The organism is Rhizobium sp. Leaf262 (assembly GCF_001422245.1).
Lineage (GTDB): Bacteria > Pseudomonadota > Alphaproteobacteria > Rhizobiales > Rhizobiaceae > Agrobacterium.
The window spans coordinates 336,452-351,917 of sequence record NZ_LMMM01000016.1; the positions used below are offsets into that span (position 1 = coordinate 336,452).

The 15,466-nt window shown below is 57.7% G+C and carries 15 protein-coding genes and 1 other RNA gene; 5 read left to right on the forward strand and 11 right to left on the reverse strand.

Annotation, left to right across the window (positions count from 1 at the left end; genetic code table 11):
• Positions 1 to 161: 161 nt before the first annotated feature.
• From dnaA to mutM, 4 genes are all read right to left on the reverse strand, one after another.
• On the reverse strand, positions 162 to 1,628 hold the full coding sequence (gene dnaA / locus ASF29_RS15820; protein ID WP_244473571.1) for a chromosomal replication initiator protein DnaA: 1,467 nt from the start codon (positions 1,626 to 1,628) through the stop codon (positions 162 to 164).
• Between the two features lie 872 nt (positions 1,629 to 2,500).
• Positions 2,501 to 2,767, reverse strand: a complete 267-nt coding sequence (gene rpsT / locus ASF29_RS15825) for a 30S ribosomal protein S20 (protein WP_062451605.1) — start codon at positions 2,765 to 2,767, stop codon at positions 2,501 to 2,503.
• 255 nt (positions 2,768 to 3,022) lie between these two features.
• Positions 3,023 to 3,796 carry an enoyl-CoA hydratase gene (locus ASF29_RS15830; RefSeq protein WP_062451606.1) on the reverse strand — a complete coding sequence of 258 codons (774 nt, stop codon included), beginning with the start codon at positions 3,794 to 3,796 and terminating at the stop codon, positions 3,023 to 3,025.
• Positions 3,797 to 3,844: 48 nt separating this feature from the next.
• Complete coding sequence (gene mutM / locus ASF29_RS15835) at positions 3,845 to 4,741, reverse strand: bifunctional DNA-formamidopyrimidine glycosylase/DNA-(apurinic or apyrimidinic site) lyase (RefSeq protein WP_062451607.1); 897 nt, start codon at positions 4,739 to 4,741, stop codon at positions 3,845 to 3,847.
• Positions 4,742 to 4,887: 146 nt separating this feature from the next.
• Between mutM and ubiE the strand changes: the two genes are divergently transcribed.
• Positions 4,888 to 5,664 (forward strand): bifunctional demethylmenaquinone methyltransferase/2-methoxy-6-polyprenyl-1,4-benzoquinol methylase UbiE, encoded by a 777-nt coding sequence (gene ubiE, locus ASF29_RS15840; protein ID WP_062451608.1) that lies wholly within the window; start codon positions 4,888 to 4,890, stop codon positions 5,662 to 5,664.
• A gap of 40 nt (positions 5,665 to 5,704) precedes the next feature.
• Complete coding sequence (gene ubiB, locus ASF29_RS15845; RefSeq protein WP_062451705.1) at positions 5,705 to 7,279, forward strand: 2-polyprenylphenol 6-hydroxylase; 1,575 nt, start codon at positions 5,705 to 5,707, stop codon at positions 7,277 to 7,279.
• 9 nt (positions 7,280 to 7,288) lie between these two features.
• On the opposite strand, the gene ASF29_RS15850 is transcribed toward ubiB, so the two are convergent.
• A complete protein-coding gene (locus tag ASF29_RS15850) occupies positions 7,289 to 8,554 on the reverse strand; it encodes a lytic murein transglycosylase (protein ID WP_062451609.1) in 1,266 nt (421 codons plus the stop codon).
• A gap of 56 nt (positions 8,555 to 8,610) precedes the next feature.
• A complete protein-coding gene (gene recR, locus ASF29_RS15855) occupies positions 8,611 to 9,216 on the reverse strand; it encodes a recombination mediator RecR (RefSeq protein ID WP_062451610.1) in 606 nt (201 codons plus the stop codon).
• Positions 9,217 to 9,271: 55 nt separating this feature from the next.
• Between recR and ASF29_RS15860 the strand changes: the two genes are divergently transcribed.
• Entirely contained in the window at positions 9,272 to 9,886 is a 615-nt protein-coding gene (locus ASF29_RS15860; RefSeq protein ID WP_062451611.1) for an MOSC domain-containing protein, read from the forward strand.
• Between the two features lie 6 nt (positions 9,887 to 9,892).
• Here the strand turns inward: ASF29_RS15860 and ASF29_RS15865 are convergent, their stop codons facing one another.
• The 3 genes from ASF29_RS15865 to ffs form a co-directional block, all read right to left on the reverse strand.
• Positions 9,893 to 10,216 (reverse strand): YbaB/EbfC family nucleoid-associated protein, encoded by a 324-nt coding sequence (locus ASF29_RS15865; RefSeq protein WP_045230203.1) that lies wholly within the window; start codon positions 10,214 to 10,216, stop codon positions 9,893 to 9,895.
• Positions 10,217 to 10,237: 21 nt separating this feature from the next.
• Positions 10,238 to 12,106 carry a DNA polymerase III subunit gamma/tau gene (locus ASF29_RS15870; protein WP_062451612.1) on the reverse strand — a complete coding sequence of 623 codons (1,869 nt, stop codon included), beginning with the start codon at positions 12,104 to 12,106 and terminating at the stop codon, positions 10,238 to 10,240.
• Between the two features lie 139 nt (positions 12,107 to 12,245).
• Positions 12,246 to 12,342: signal recognition particle sRNA small type (gene ffs / locus ASF29_RS15875), an RNA gene on the reverse strand.
• Positions 12,343 to 12,431: 89 nt separating this feature from the next.
• Between ffs and ASF29_RS15880 the strand changes: the two genes are divergently transcribed.
• Together ASF29_RS15880 and nudC are read left to right on the forward strand one after the other, a co-directional pair.
• A complete protein-coding gene (locus ASF29_RS15880) occupies positions 12,432 to 12,836 on the forward strand; it encodes an HIT family protein (protein WP_062451613.1) in 405 nt (134 codons plus the stop codon).
• Positions 12,836 to 13,804 carry an NAD(+) diphosphatase gene (gene nudC, locus ASF29_RS15885; RefSeq protein WP_062451614.1) on the forward strand — a complete coding sequence of 323 codons (969 nt, stop codon included), beginning with the start codon at positions 12,836 to 12,838 and terminating at the stop codon, positions 13,802 to 13,804. The genes ASF29_RS15880 and nudC overlap by 1 nt, the downstream gene beginning before the upstream one ends.
• Positions 13,805 to 13,819: 15 nt before the next feature.
• Here nudC and ASF29_RS15890 read toward each other — a convergent pair whose 3' ends face one another.
• Positions 13,820 to 14,692, reverse strand: a complete 873-nt coding sequence (locus ASF29_RS15890) for a prephenate dehydratase (RefSeq protein ID WP_062451615.1) — start codon at positions 14,690 to 14,692, stop codon at positions 13,820 to 13,822.
• On the reverse strand, positions 14,693 to 15,442 hold the full coding sequence (locus ASF29_RS15895) for a 3-deoxy-manno-octulosonate cytidylyltransferase (RefSeq protein ID WP_062451616.1): 750 nt from the start codon (positions 15,440 to 15,442) through the stop codon (positions 14,693 to 14,695). It lies immediately after the preceding gene.
• Positions 15,443 to 15,466: the final 24 nt, after the last annotated feature.

The window sequence follows — 15,466 nt, forward strand, 5'->3', positions numbered from 1 at the left end:
GAGCACAAAAGAAGCGTCAAGCGACGCAACATGCGGCCACATTTTTAATAAGCACAGTCAAACCACAATTAAAACTAGAAAAACCGACCGCCGTAACGGCAGCCGGTTTCAATTATGACAGTCGAACGGTGTCGTAATGGCGGGCTACCCTGCCATCAGGATCAGGCGTTGTTCTCGTTGATTAACCGCTTCAGCAGTTCCACCTCGTGGCCAAGCTTGCTGTCTCCGCCGATCAGTTCTTCGATCTTACGCACTGCATGCAAGACGGTGGTGTGATCGCGTCCGCCGAAACGGCGACCGATTTCCGGGAAAGAGCGTGGCGTCAGCATCTTGGCGAGATACATGGCCACCTGACGCGGCTTGACGATGACGCGGGTGCGGCGGTTGGAGACCAGTTCCTGGCGCGAGACATTGTAATGCCGTGCGACGATACGCTGGATATCCTCGATGCGCACGCGCTTGGCTTCGCCAGTGCCGACCAGATGGGCCAGAAGCTCATCCACGCGTTCGACAGAAAGGTTCGGCTCGAAGGAGCGGCGGAAGATCAGCTGGTTGAAGGCGCCTTCCAGTTCGCGACCGCTGGCGGTGACGCTGCGGGCGACGTGGGAGACGATCTCTTCGGGAATGTCGAAGCTCGGATCTTCCTGTCGGGCGGTTGCGATGCGCTGGGTCAGCATTTCATAGCGCATTTCATAGTCCGGACCTTCGATTTCAATGGCCATGCCACCCTGAAGGCGCGAACGCACGCGCGGATCGAGCGATTCCAGTTCCCATGGCGCGCGGTCTGCGGCCACCACGACCTGCTTGGCGCTGTCGAGCAGCATGTTGAGCAGATGGCAGAACTCGTGCTGGATCATCTTGCCCTGCAGGAACTGCATGTCATCGATCACAAGAAGGTCGATATTGCGCAGCGTATCCTTCAGCGTCAGCGCATCATTGTCACGGATCGCGGTTGCGAAACGCCACATGAAATATTCCGCCGTCAGATAGACCACGCGCGGATTGCGCGGGCTGTCGATGGCCGCATTGGCGATGGCCTGAAGAAGATGCGTCTTTCCAAGGCCTACACCCGCATGGATGAAGAGCGGATTGAAGCGCACCGCACCGGCACCGGCTTCGGCAATGGTCTTGGCGGCCGCCAGAGCCACGCGGTTGGACGCGCCTTCGACGAAAGTGTCGAATGTGAAACGGCTATCCAGCGGGGAACCGAACAGAGGTCCGGAGCCGGAATGGCGTGTGACCGATGCAGGAATGCCAGACGTTTGCGTGTTGGCAGCAGGCTGCGGCGGAATGAAAGGCTTTGCCCGCTGCACGGCGGCGGCACTCACGTCGGAGGCTGGCAGCGCTCTTTCTTCCACCGGCGCTGGCCGTGCCGGACGGCTTGCCGAACGCACGAGAATTTCCACCTTCAAGACATCAGCGTCCTCGCTCTGGACCAGGGTCGTGATGAGGTCGATGTAACGGTTATTGATCCAGGATTTCAAAAATGTGGTCGGTACGGTGAAACGCACGACACTCTTGGACACCGAATGAAGCTTGAGACGAGCGAACCAGCTTGCATAAACCTCCGGTCCGACTTGCGCCTTGAGCCGCGCGCTAAAACGCTCGAAAAGCGCGTCATGCTTCATATCCTGTTTGTCCCCTGCCGCGTCAGTTCCAGCTGCATCACATGCCTTTGGCGTGCGGTCCCCGTTTGCCACCGCACCCATCACCAAATTCAATTGCATATTGCCGCCTTTCAAATTGCCAATCATAGCCTGACGAACAAACGTCCATCAGGGAAACCCCTCGTTTTTATTCTCTCTCCGACATTCCCCTCGAAAGCATGTCTTTGAGTCATTTGTATCACCGCGAGCCGGTTATCCCATTATCCTCTACATCATGGAGAGGCCTGCGATTACTCAACAACTACTCCCACACAACACAACCTAAACATACACTCATCAGGGCACAGTCCTACCTTTTCGCAACCGAGTGGAATGCGATCAAATAGACCCCAATACTTGAAAAAACGAACTCGAACAGAGTTCGTTCGCAAGGAGCTTGTGCCTTCGAACTGAGGATCGAGATAGCTTGTGGATAGAAATCCTTGCCCCTTGTCGAGATGCATTTAGGCAGGATCATGGGTGGAGATCAATGGCGTTTTTTCTGCGAAAAAGAAGAACGGGCATTGACTCACTGGGGCCGTTTTGCATCGATTTAAGGGGCGGCTGGAGAATCTCTTATGAATCAATGAGATTCAATTTTCAGCCTTTTCCGAAGGCCTCTTTGGCGAAAAAATAAAAATTATCTTGACTCGCACTTAACCCAACCTTCCGTGGCGTTAGGGTGCGGCCCTTTTGGAGACCTCTCGCAACTAATTGATTTTAAATGTATTTTTCCGTCACCTCATTGACGCAGAAATGTCATGCAGGGAAACGTTAAGATTAACGATGCGATAGAAACAAAAAAAGCCCGGTCAGACGACCAGGCTTTTGATAATAAATTTGGATTAGCCGGATTAGGCGGAAAGTGCCTTCACGCGCTGTGCCAGACGGGACACCTTGCGGGACGCCGTGTTGCCGTGCAGAACGCCGCGCGTAGCTGCGCGCTGGATCTCAGGCTGGGCTACTTTTAGCGCTTCTGTTGCGACTGCCAGATCACCCGATGCGATGGCCTCTTCGACCTTGCGAATGAAACCGCGAACGCGCGAACGGCGAGCCTTGTTGACTGCGGTACGGCGAGCGATCTTGCGAGTCGCCTTTTTCGCCGAAGTTGTATTGGCCATGTATGCCTCTCTTCGAATTCAAACCAAAATCCGCAACCACAGGATCAGGTCCGTCAAAGACCTCGCGTTCCAAAGAGTGCGGGAGTAATTGGAACAAGCCGGATGGCTTTTCCTAACCGTGGGCGGGCATATAACCCTAAAGCTGCTGCCCGTCAACGCGCATTTTCAGCAAAAACGCTGATATTCCGAATCCTTGGCGTCACTGGAACCCAAAACACATGAAGGTTTTGTGTCTATTCCGCCAACAGGATTGCATTAGCGATTCTTGAATACAGGTTTTCTCTTCTCCGCGAAAGCCGCCATGCCTTCTTTTTGGTCGTCCGTCGCAAAAAGCGACTGGAACAGGCGGCGCTCGAAGCGCAGACCCTCGCTCAACGAGACCTCGAAGGAGCGATTGACGCTTTCCTTTGCCATCAGCACGGATGCGCGCGACAGGGATGCGATGGTACTGGCCGCCTCAACCGCCTCATCCATCAGCCGCTCCTGCGGCACGATGCGTGACACCAGTCCTGCCCGCTCCGCCTCAGCTGCATCCATCTTGCGGCCCGTCAGCACCAGGTCCATGGCCTTGGCCTTGCCGACGGCGCGCGTCAGGCGCTGCGATCCGCCCATGCCGGGAATGACGCCGAGCGTGATTTCCGGCTGTCCGAATTTGGCACTCTCTGACGCGATGATGAAATCGCACATCATGGCCAGCTCGCAGCCGCCTCCCAGCGCGAAACCGGAGACAGCAGCAATGACCGGCTTGCGGGCAGCAGCCACATCGTCCCAGCCGCCTAGGAAATCACCGAGATAGGCGTCTACGAAATCCAGCGACTGCATCTCCTTTATATCCGCACCGGCGGCAAAGGCCTTGGGCGAACCGGTGAGGACAATGGCGCCGATGGAATCATCTGTCGAAAAGGACGCCAATATATGCCGCAGTTCCTTCAGCAGGGTCGAGTTCAGCGCGTTCAGAGCCTGCGGTCGGTTGAGCGTGATGACGCCGACATCATCACGCTTTTCAACGATCAGCGTTTCATAATCCATGTGAGTGGTCCTCTCCCGCCATTTCTGGCCCTATTATTTCTGGCTCTATTACTTCTGGCAGGCGGCGCAATAGAAGGTGGAGCGCCCGGCCTGCACAATCCGCTCGACCGTACCTCCGCAACCGGGTGTGGGGCAAGCATGACCTTGGCGATCGTAAACCGAAAAGGAATGCTGGAAATAGCCGAGCGTGCCATCTGTCTGGATATGGTCGCGCAGGGACGAGCCGCCCGCCGCAATCGCATCGGCAATGACCTCGCGGATGTTCTGGGTGAGATCGACCAGCTGTGCCTTGGGCTTTCCGGTTTTCGTCACCAGCGTCCCTGCCGCTCTTAAAGGAGACAGATGCGCGCGCCACATCGCCTCGCAGACATAGATATTGCCAAGCCCGGCAATGACCTTCTGGTCCAGCAGCGTGCTTTTCAGCGGCTGGCTTTTGCCATCGAAGCGGCTTGCGAGATAATCGGCGCTCAACGCATTGCCGGTCGGCTCCGGGCCAAGGTCGGCAAAGGCGGGATAGAGGTCGATATGGGCCCGCTCCACCAGATGCATGAAGCCGAAACGGCGCGGGTCATTATAGATGACCTGGGCGGACGCCCCTGTCTCTTTTTGCAGATGGAAGATGACATGGTCATGCTTGCCATCCTTTGAGCGCGCATGATGAAACTCACCCGGCGTTTCGGAAGCGCCTGTCTGCACCTCGATACGGAAGGAGCCGGACATGCCCAGATGCGCGATGATGGTGAGCCCGTCTTCCAGTTCGATCAGCAGATATTTGGCCCGCCGTGCCAGAGAGACGATGCGCTTGCCTTCCACCAGTGCCGAAAACCCTGGCGGAAAGGGAAAGCGCAGGTCGGGCCGGGCAAGCACGACTTTCTCCACGCGCGCACCCTCCATGGTCGGCGCAAGGCCGCGTCGGACGGTTTCAACTTCGGGCAATTCTGGCATGGAGTTTATCCCACATGTTTACCGCAACGGTCTTGTGATCTCATGCCTGCGGGCATACATGTCGCAGGCATGTTGTGTCGCAACAGATAGCGTCGCAATCGCCTTTCCGCTATGGTCCGCACCGCAATTAAAGATGGAGACCGCTGATGACCGAAGCCCGCACCACCGCAGATGGCGGCATGGAAACCTCCTACGGCTTTCACAAGGTTGACGAAGGCCAGAAGCAGGGCATGGTCAACGAGGTCTTTCACAAGGTCGCCAAGCGCTACGACATCATGAATGATGTGATGTCGGCGGGCATGCACCGGGTGTGGAAGGACGCGATGATTGCAGCGCTCAACCCGCGCAAGGACCCGTCCTACAAGACACTGGATGTGGCTGGCGGCACCGGCGACATCGCATTTCGCATCATCGAAGCCTCCAATCGCCTCGCCCATTCCACCGTTCTCGACATCAACGGCTCGATGCTGGCGGTGGGCGAAGAGCGGGCGGCAAAGAAGAAGCTTTCCGACAATCTGACCTTCGTGGAAGCCAATGCCGAAGAGCTGCCTTTCGAGGCCAATAGCTTCGACGCCTATACGGTGGCTTTCGGCATTCGCAACGTACCGCGCATCGATGTGGCGCTCAAGGAAGCGCATCGGGTGTTGAAGCGTGGCGGGCGTCTGCTGGTGCTGGAATTTTCCGAAGTGGACATGCCGCTTCTCGACAAGGTCTATGATGCCTGGTCGTTCAATGCCATTCCGAAATTTGGCAAGATGATCACCGGTGATGCCGAGCCCTATCAGTACCTGGTGGAATCGATCCGCAAATTCCCCAATCAGGACGATTTTGCTGCGATGATCCGCAATGCCGGTTTCTCGCGCGTCAGCTACACCAACTATACCGGCGGCATTGCCGCCCTGCATTCCGGCTGGAAGCTTTGATCGACATGATGGCTTGCAGCAGCAGGAAGAAGGCATTCGCATGAGCACTCCCGGCGCATATTTTCGCCTCGCAAAGGTCGGCTGGGTTCTGGTGCGCGAAGGTGTCGTGCTTGCGCTGCCATCGGAAGACCTGCCAGCCACGGCCAAATTTGCTAAGGCGCTGTTGAAGCCCTTTGCCCGCAACCGTGCCAAACATGCCGACCGCCGTGATCGTCTGGCAACTGCCGTCGAGCGTCTCGGCCCCTCCTATGTAAAGATGGGCCAGTTTTTGGCGACACGCCCCGATGTGGTGGGCGCGGATTTTGCAGAAGACCTGTCCCGACTGCAGGACCGCATGGCGTTTTTTCCAAATGCTGCGGCAAAGGCCAATATCGAGGGTTCGCTTGGACGTCCCGTTTCAGAGCTTTATGTCGAATTTCGCGACCCGATCGCTGCCGCCTCGATTGCACAGGTGCATCCAGCCATCGTGCGCACCCCCATGGGGCAAAAGAAGGTGGCCGTAAAGGTCATTCGCCCCGGTGTGCGCCAGCGTTTCCAGAACGATCTGGAGGCCATGTATCTGATTGCCGATCTGCAACAGCGATTCGTTCGATCCGCCCGGCGTCTGCGGCCGGTGGAAGTGACCCGCGCGCTGGAGCAGACGACCAAGATCGAGATGGATTTGCGGCTGGAAGCCGCGGCCCTGTCCGAAATCGCTGAAAACACCAAGGGCGATCCTGGCTTTCGCGTGCCGGAGGTGGACTGGGAGCGTACGGGCCGCGATGTCGTCACGATGGAATGGATCGACGGCGTCAAGATGTCGGATGTGGCGGGCCTGAGGGCTGCGGGCCACGATCTCGATGCGCTGGCCGATACGCTGATCCAGTCCTTCCTGCGCCATACGCTGCGGGACGGTTTCTTCCATGCCGATATGCATCCGGGCAACCTGTTTGTCGATCCGCAAGGCATGATCGTTGCCGTCGACATGGGCATTGCCGGGCGTCTCGGCAAAAAGGAACGGCGGTTCTTGGCCGAAATTCTCTATGGCTTCATCACCCGCGACTACATGCGCGTGGCGGAAGTGCATTTCGAGGCGGGTTATGTTCCCGGCCACCATGATATTGCAAGCTTCGCCCAGGCCATCCGTGCCATTGGCGAGCCGATCCATGGCCAACCGGCCGAAACCATTTCCATGGGCAAGCTGCTGACGCTTCTCTTCGAAGTGACTGAACTCTTCGACATGGAAACGCGGCCAGAATTGGTGATGCTGCAAAAGACCATGGTGGTGGTGGAGGGCGTTTCGCGCATTCTCAACCCACGCTTCAATATGTGGAAGGCGGCAGACCCCGTCGTCAGCAGCTGGATCAGGGACAATCTCGGCCCCAAACGCATCGTGACCGACATGAAGGACGGCCTGAAAGCCGCCATCAAGCTTGCCGAAGCCGCACCGGAAATCGCCGCCAAGACGGAAAAGCTGCATGCCGATCTCGTCTATATGAGCGAACACGGCCTGCGGTTCGATGCCAGCACGGCGGAAGCCATCGGCAAGGCCGAGGCGCGCCATACGCGCTGGGGCAGGCTCGCCCTTTGGGTCATCGCGCTCGTTCTGGTCTACATCGCGATCAGAATCAGCTGAAATAGCGCGCTATCTCAGTTTTGCCTTGAGGGTTGCGTCAGGAAAACACGTTGGGCGCAAGCCGTTTTTGGACTGCCAGTCACCGATCGACCGTCGGGTCTTGAAGCCCGCCAATCCGTCTGCCTTTCCGACGTCGTAGCCCTTGGCAACCAGCGCTGTTTGCATGGACAGCACATCGGAACGCAACATCGAACCGACATTTCCCCATTTCGCCTGAAACGGCCCTGCATTGTATGCGATGCGATCAGCAAGATTTCCGATGAAGAGAGCGTAGAGATCGGAGTTGTTGTATTCCTTGATGACGTAGAAATTCGGCGTCACCACGAATTCCGGGCCGTTGCGTCCGGCTGGAACCAGCATCATGCCATCGGCGCTCAAATCATTGGACGGAAAGGCTTTTCCGGAGATGCGGCGGATCCCCATCTTCTGCCAGTCTGCCACGGGACGCGCCAGATCTGGGCCTTCCTGCGCGCACGATACATCGTCTGGTATGGAAACCTCAAAGCCCCAATCGCGGTTGCGCTGCCAGCCGCGCTTGGACAGATAGTTGGCTATCGATGCAAGCGCATCCGGCACCGAGTTCCAGATGTCGCGATGGCCGTCGCCATCGAAATCAACGGCGTATTTTAGGTAGCTGGAGGGCATGAACTGCGGCTGACCGAGCGCGCCGGCCCACGATCCCATCATCTTAGAGGCAGCGATATCGCCGCTTTCGACGATTTTCAGCGCATCAATCAGTTCGATGCGAAACATGTCCTTGCGTGTGGACGTATAGGCCTTGGTTGCCAAGACGTCGATGACCACATTAGGCAGCTTTGCGCGACCGAAGCCGGACTCGCGACCCCAGATTGCCACGACGATATTGCCGGGTACGCCGTAAGTGCCCTCGATGCGTTTGAGGGTAGCAGCATGCGTCGCAGCAAGCGAACGGCCCGTGGCCGCTAGGCCCTGAAGGCGCTGCTCGGAGAAATAGGCGCCGGGTGATGAAAACTCAGCCTGGCTCTGCGCCTGTTCTTTTGGCGGCTTCTGGCCTGGTATGATGAGGTCTGGAAGTTTCCAGTTGATGGACAGGCCGGTCAGCGTTGCCTCGAGCGTCTTTTGCGAGATGCCAGCCTTGCGCGCTTCAGGCCAAATTTCCTTTTTCAGCCACGTATTGAAGTCCGCATCGTATCTCGCCGCAGCAGCACCCGTCGGAATGGACTGCGCAAGGGTCGCAGTTGCCGACAGCAGAGAGACAGTTGCAGCGATGAGGAGGCCGATCGTCTTGGAGGGCATTCGGTTTCCTTTTATAAAAGTATGCACGTCTTTGTGCGGAAGACGTGCGAAGATAATCAGATGACGGTTCGGGCTCGCAGGGCGGCGGTCAGCGTTCCCTCGTCAAGATAATCAAGCTCACCGCCAACAGGCACGCCGTGCGCGAGCCGTGTGATCTTGACGCCGAGATCCTGCAAACGGTCGGTGATGTAATGCGCCGTCGCCTGCCCCTCGACGGTGGCGTTGACGGCGATGATCAGTTCGCGAATGCCGCCTTCACTGACGCGCTCGATTAATCCTTTGATGTTCAGGTCTTCTGGTCCCACGCCATCCAAGGGCGACAGAGTGCCGCCCAGAACGTGATAGGCGGTGTTCATTGCCCCTGACCGCTCCAGCGCCCATAAATCGGAGACGTCTTCCACCACGATGATGATGGCCTGATCACGACGATCATCGGTGCAGACGGTGCAGGGATCCATGGTATCGACATTGCCGCAACGCGAGCAAACCTTCACCTTGTCATAGGCCTCGCCCATGGCGTGACCGAGAGGCCCTAAAAGCTGTTCTTTTTTCTTGATCAGATGAAGGGCGGCGCGGCGGGCCGAACGGGGCCCTAGTCCCGGCACCTTGGCCAGAAGCTGGATCAGTTTTTCGATTTCGGGGCCGGTGACTCGTTTTGCCATGAGCGCTTTCTACTGCATAAATGTCATAACGGGAATCACCAGCGGAAAGCATCCCATGAAAATACGCGCCATCTGCCGGGCCGATGCCGAAATCCTGCCCGGCAAAACGTCGAAAACCGGAATTTTCAAACATCCCGTGCAGGGTGCGGTTCTTGTGGATCAGGAAGGAATCGTCAGTGATGCCGTCTGCAACAAGAAGCACCATGGCGGACCGGATCAGGCCCTTTACGTCATGGGCTCCGTCGACCTTGATTTCTGGTCGAGGGAACTTGGAGTGACGGTCGAGCCCGGCTTCTTTGGAGAGAACCTCGTCATCGACGGCATCGACAGCGCCCAAATGCATGTGGGCGACAGGTTGATGGCGACCGAGGTGGAGCTGGAAGTGACCGCTGCCCGCATTCCCTGTGCGACACTGACGGCCCGCGTCGGCGACGATGGTTTTGCGCCCCGCTTCAAACAGGCGGGGCAACCAGGGTTTTATTGTCGTGTGATGAAAGGCGGCATGATCGCGGCTGGTGAGGCCATTAAATTTGTGGCCTATCAGGGCATCAAACTGCCCATACCTGTCATTCTTCAAAGCTTCAGGCCACGTAGACTGCCGCAAGCGCAGCGGGACGCCTATCTCACCACCCCGCTTGCCAGTCGTTTCAGAGCCATGCTGGAAGGCTGAAAGTGTTTAGAAGGGAAGCTTCATACCGGGTGGGATCGGCAGACCTGCGGTCAGGTCACGGGTCTTTTCGGCGGTGACGGCTTCGGCGCGCTGCTTGGCATCGTTGTGGGCTGCCACCAGCAAATCTTCGAGAATTTCGATTTCGTCTTCCTTCAGAAGCGACGGATCGATCTTGACGCCCAGCAGCGAACCCTTGCCGCTCATTTTGACGGTGACGAGACCGCCACCGGAGGTGCCCTCGACCTCGAGTGCAGCAATCTCTTCCTGCATCTTCTCCATCTTGGCCTGCATTTCCTTGACCTTGCCCATCATGCCCATGATGTCACGCATGTCGAAACTCCTGTCTTTTCTTTAGAATTCTATGTCGTCGCCCGGCAGAATGTCGCCTTCGCTGGATTCGGCGACGGATGGCGGTGCAATCTCTTCAACGTCATCCACCAGCGGTGCGCGGATGCGAACGTCCGTGATTTTGGCGCCGGGAAACTGTGCCATGATGGCAGCGACGTCAGGGTCTTGGCGTGCATCGACAAAACGCGCTTCGCGCGCATTGCCTTCCGCCTCCACCAGTGTCGGCTCGCCCTGCTCCTTGCTGATGGTCACGACCCAGTGTATCCCGGTCCATTCCTTCAGCTTGGTGCCGATCTCGCCGGGAAGCGAACCGGGTGCACCTTCGCCGAGCCGCAGGTCGAACCGCCCGGGCTCAAGCCGCACCACATGAACGAAATTGCGCAGCTTCGCTTTGAGGATCGGGTCACGGTATTTGGTGCAGAGATCGACGATGTCGCTCACCGAATTGACCGGGACCGTGGGCTCTGGCCGCTCTTCCGGCTTGGGCGCTGCGACCTGCATCTCCTCCGGGCGGCTATCCGGCACGGCGCGAAGCATGGCCGTCGGCTGCGGCGATGTCTGGCGTTGCGGTGATGCTTGAGCGGAGGCGACGGCCTGCGTGGACGAGTAAGCGCGCGCACCGCCGCCATTGCCACCGCCGGATGGTGCGCCATTGCCGGACGCGCCACCTTCGCCATTGGACAACTCTAGCAGACGACGGGCTGCATCTTCCGGTGCAGGCAGATTGGCAGCATGCGACAGCCGGATCAGCACCATCTCGGCGGCACCGGCGGGACGCGAAGCGTTTTCGGTTTCAGGAATGCCCTTCAGCAGCATCTGCCAGATGCGCGAGAGTGCAGACACTGCAATCGTATCGGCAAATTCAGCACCACTGACACGCTCGATCTCCGAAAGCGACGGATCGTCCGCTGCGTCGGGAACATATTTCATGCGGGTTACGAGATGAGTGAAATCGGCAAGGTCGTTCAGGACCACGACCGGGTTGGCACCCGCTTCGTATTGGCCGGTAAACTCTTCCAGAGCGGAGGCGACGTCGCCTTTCACCACATGGCTGAACAGATCGACGATACGGGCACGGTCGGCAAGACCCAGCATGCCGCGAACGGTATCGGCTTCGACATGCCCGCCACCATGGGCGATGGCCTGATCCAAAAGCGAAAGGCCATCACGCGCAGAGCCTTCGGCAGCGCGAGCGATCATCGCCAGTGCCTGTGGCTCGGCATCGAACCCTTCCTTGGCGGCGATAGCCGTAAACAGTCCGACCAGATCAGCAGCGCTGATGCGGCGTAGATCGAAGCGCTGGCAGCGGGACAGAACGGTGATCGGAACCTTGCGGATTTCGGTCGTCGCGAAAATGAACTTCACATGCTCCGGCGGCTCTTCCAGCGTCTTCAGGAGACCGTTGAAGGCCTGCGTCGAGAGCATGTGCACTTCGTCGATGATATAGACTTTGTAGCGTGCCGAGACCGGGCGGTAGCGTACCTGCTCGATAATCTCTCTGATGTCATCGATACCGGTATGCGAGGCGGCATCCATCTCGATCACGTCGACATGGCGGCCTTCCATGATGGCCTGACAATGTTCGCCGGGAATACGCAGATCGATCGTCGGCTTATCGATTTCATCGGTCTTATAATTCAGCGCGCGCGCCAGGATACGAGCCGTGGTGGTCTTGCCCACGCCGCGAACGCCGGTCAGCATGTAGGCCTGCGCAATGCGACCGGTTTCGAACGCGTTGGTCAGCGTGCGAACCATCGGCTCCTGGCCAACCATGAGATCTGAAAAATCTTTCGGGCGGTACTTTCGCGCCAGAACCCGGTAACCTGTACCCTGCTCTTTGGTCTGGGGCATATTGGTTCCGGTTTCGCTCATCGCCTCGCCAGTCGTTAAAACATATCGCATGTCTTGGTCGCAAAACCGCTACACACTTTTGCGAGACATGCTTTGGGTGGTGCCCGCTTTCAGGCCGAACTGGCCCGGCGAAACCTGAGCACGTCTTCAAAAAGAAAAGGTGGGAGGCTGGCACGGCGACCCGTGCCTGGCTCGTTAGGGCTGCTTCCTTCCGGACCTGACCCGGTTGGCGAGTGGCTCGTCCACCACCAACCTCCCGAAGGCACATATCGGCAATAATAAAAGCAAATGCAAGCCAAGCCTTCAAAAAACTGCTATCAGGAGAAAAACAAATTGGGAGGACGCCTTGGAGACATTCCGGCTTGACGAAAGACTGGCGCGAGACAGCGCCCTGATTACCAAGCTGGGTCTGTGCCAATTGCGACTTCAGAATGATCGCCGCTGGCCCTGGCTGGTTCTGGTGCCCCAGCGAAACGATAAGATCGAGTTGTTCGAACTGACGCCGCTCGACCAGACGATGCTGACCTTCGAAACCAATCAGGTAGCATCTGCCTTGAAAGAGCTGACGGGTGCGACGAAAATAAATGTCGGTGCCCTTGGCAACATCGTGCGGCAACTCCATGTTCACGTCATCGCCAGAAACGAAGGCGATCCCTCCTGGCCGGGTCCGATATGGGGGCAAGGCACCGCGATTCCCTATTCGGACAACGACAGACATGACTTCATGAAAAAACTGGCCGGCGCACTCTGATGACATCGACAAGCATCTTCGACAGCAATTCCCCTCACCCTGAACCCAGCACCCTTACCGCCTTTGCGCAAAACAATCTGGACCGTCTGGCCGAAAAACGCACAGAAAACTGCGTTCTCGATGCACTGAAGTTCGAAGGAACGCATCTGCTGGCATTTGCAGGCAACAAACTCATTCTCAAACACGACGATCGGGTGCTCGACCCGCTGTTTTCAGTTTACGAGCTGGCGGAACTCGATCCGGATTTCGAAAAGGCCATACTGCTAGGCCACAAGGAAAACGGGGAACCGCGGGTCGCGGTACCGGTCAACATTCCAGAAGATGCGCTGGCAAGCCATTACAAGCCTGTCGATGCCAGAACGCTTTATCGCGATCAGCTGATCGGCGATGAGTTGCTGGGTGAAGTCGCGCAGGCCGTGGCGCTGATCAATTGGAATGGTGACAACCGGTTCTGCGGTCGGTGCGGCAGCATGATGGAGCTGAGAATCGGCGGTTATAAACGCATTTGCGCAGCCTGCTCACATACAATCTTCCCGCGCACCGATCCCGTCGTCATTATGTTGACCATCGATCTGGAGCGGGAACTGTGTCTGCTGGGCCGCGGGGCGCACTTTGCACCGGGCATGTATTCCTGCCTTGCAGGCTTCGTAGAACCCGGTGAAACGATAGAGAACGCCGTCCGTCGCGAAACGCATGAAGAAGCCAATATCGAAGTCGGGCGTGTCCGCTATCATGCCTCGCAGCCCTGGCCCATGCCGCACACGTTGATGATCGGCTGCTACGCCGCGGCTTTGACCCGCGACATCACGCGTGACGAGGCGGAACTCGAGGACTGCCGCTGGTTCGACCGCGAAGAGGTGGCACGGCTGCTGGATATGACCTCTGCCGACGGACGATCACCACCGCCCCGTGGCGCGATCGCGCATCGCCTGATGCGCGACTGGATCGACTGGGATAGCGCTCGATAGACGCGGAGGGCAATCTCAGACGAAGTTGAGCTTGCGGCGCATCGCGTGACCCTTATAGACGCCGAGAATGCGCACCTTCTCCGAAAAGAAGCGCAACTCGTCCAGAGCATGCCGCACCGATTCGTCATCGGGATGGCCTTCAATATCGGCATAGAACTGCGTCGCCACGAACTTGCCGCCGAGCTGGTAGCTTTCCAGCTTGGTCATGTTGATGCCATTTGTGGCAAAGCCGCCCATGGCTTTGTAAAGCGCTGCGGGAATGTTGCGAACGTTGAAAACGAAAGTGGTGACGATCACTTCGTCCAGCGCCGTCCGTTTCGCCCAATCCTCATCCCGGGACAGCACGACGAAACGGGTCACGTTGTTTTCCGAATCCTCGACGTTTTCGGCAAGAATATCGAGGCCGTAAAGTTCGGATGCAAGGCGGGGTGCAAGCGCCGCCATGCTGCGGTCGCCGAGTTCCGCAACCAGCTTCGCTGCGCCCGCCGTATCGCCGGCAACGACAGGCTTCCAGCCATTGGAGCGGATGATCTTGCGGCATTGACCCAACGCATGGATGTGGCTGTGGACCGTCTTGATCTCGCTTTTTTCCACACCGGGCAGCACCATCAACTGGAAACGGATCGGCATGAAATACTCACCGATGATGTGCAGGCGCGATTCGGGCAAAAGATGGTGGATGTCGGCAACACGACCGGCCAGAGTATTTTCGATGGGAATCATCGCAAGCCCGGCATCGCCATTTTCAAGCGCGTTGAACGCGTCTTCGAATGTCGGACATGGCAGGGGCTCCATGTCTGGAAATACGTCCCGGCACGCCATGTCGGAATTTGCGCCAAAGTCGCCCTGGAAGGCAATGCGGTTGCTGCTCATGTTATCGCCATTCATTTATCTGCCTGCGAGGATTTCGCGTGCTTTGTCGAGTTGCGCCTGTGTATCGACGCCCAATGGAATCGAGTTTACGATTTCGGCGTCGATACGCATCCCCGCCTCAAGCGCCCGCAACTGTTCAAGGCTTTCGCGCAGTTCGAGCGTCGAAGGTTTGAGCGAGACGAATTTTTCAAGTGCTGCGCGGCGGTATGTATAAAGTCCGATGTGGTGATAGAGCGGACCCTTTCCATAGGGTGCGGTGGCGCGGGTGAAATACAGCGCGCGCAACCTTTTCTCGGAAATCGGGCTGCCGACGATCTTGACGATGCTGGGGTTGGTCTTCTCGTCTTCATCGGTGATTTCCACCGTCAGGGTGGCAATGTCGGTCTGTGCATTTTCCATAGGCCGCAACGAGGCGCGGATCGTGTCCGGCTCTATCGTTGGCAAATCGCCCTGCACGTTTATGACGAATTCAGCGTTGCCGGCTGGGTCAGCTTTCTGAAGGGCTTCGTAGATACGATCGGACCCGGACTGATGGTCATCACGCGTCATCGTCACATCAAAACCGGCATTCTTGACCGCATCGAACACACGTTGGTCATCGACGGCGACCACGATACGCTCGGCACCTGCTTCCCGCGCACGCATTGCAACCTGAACAATCATAGGCTGGCCGCAAATATCCGCTAAGGGCTTGCCGGGCAGGCGGGTGGAGGCCATTCGTGCCGGAATCAGCACAACAGCCTTTTCGAAATACCGATTATTCATCCAACACCCTTCAAATCCCGCAAT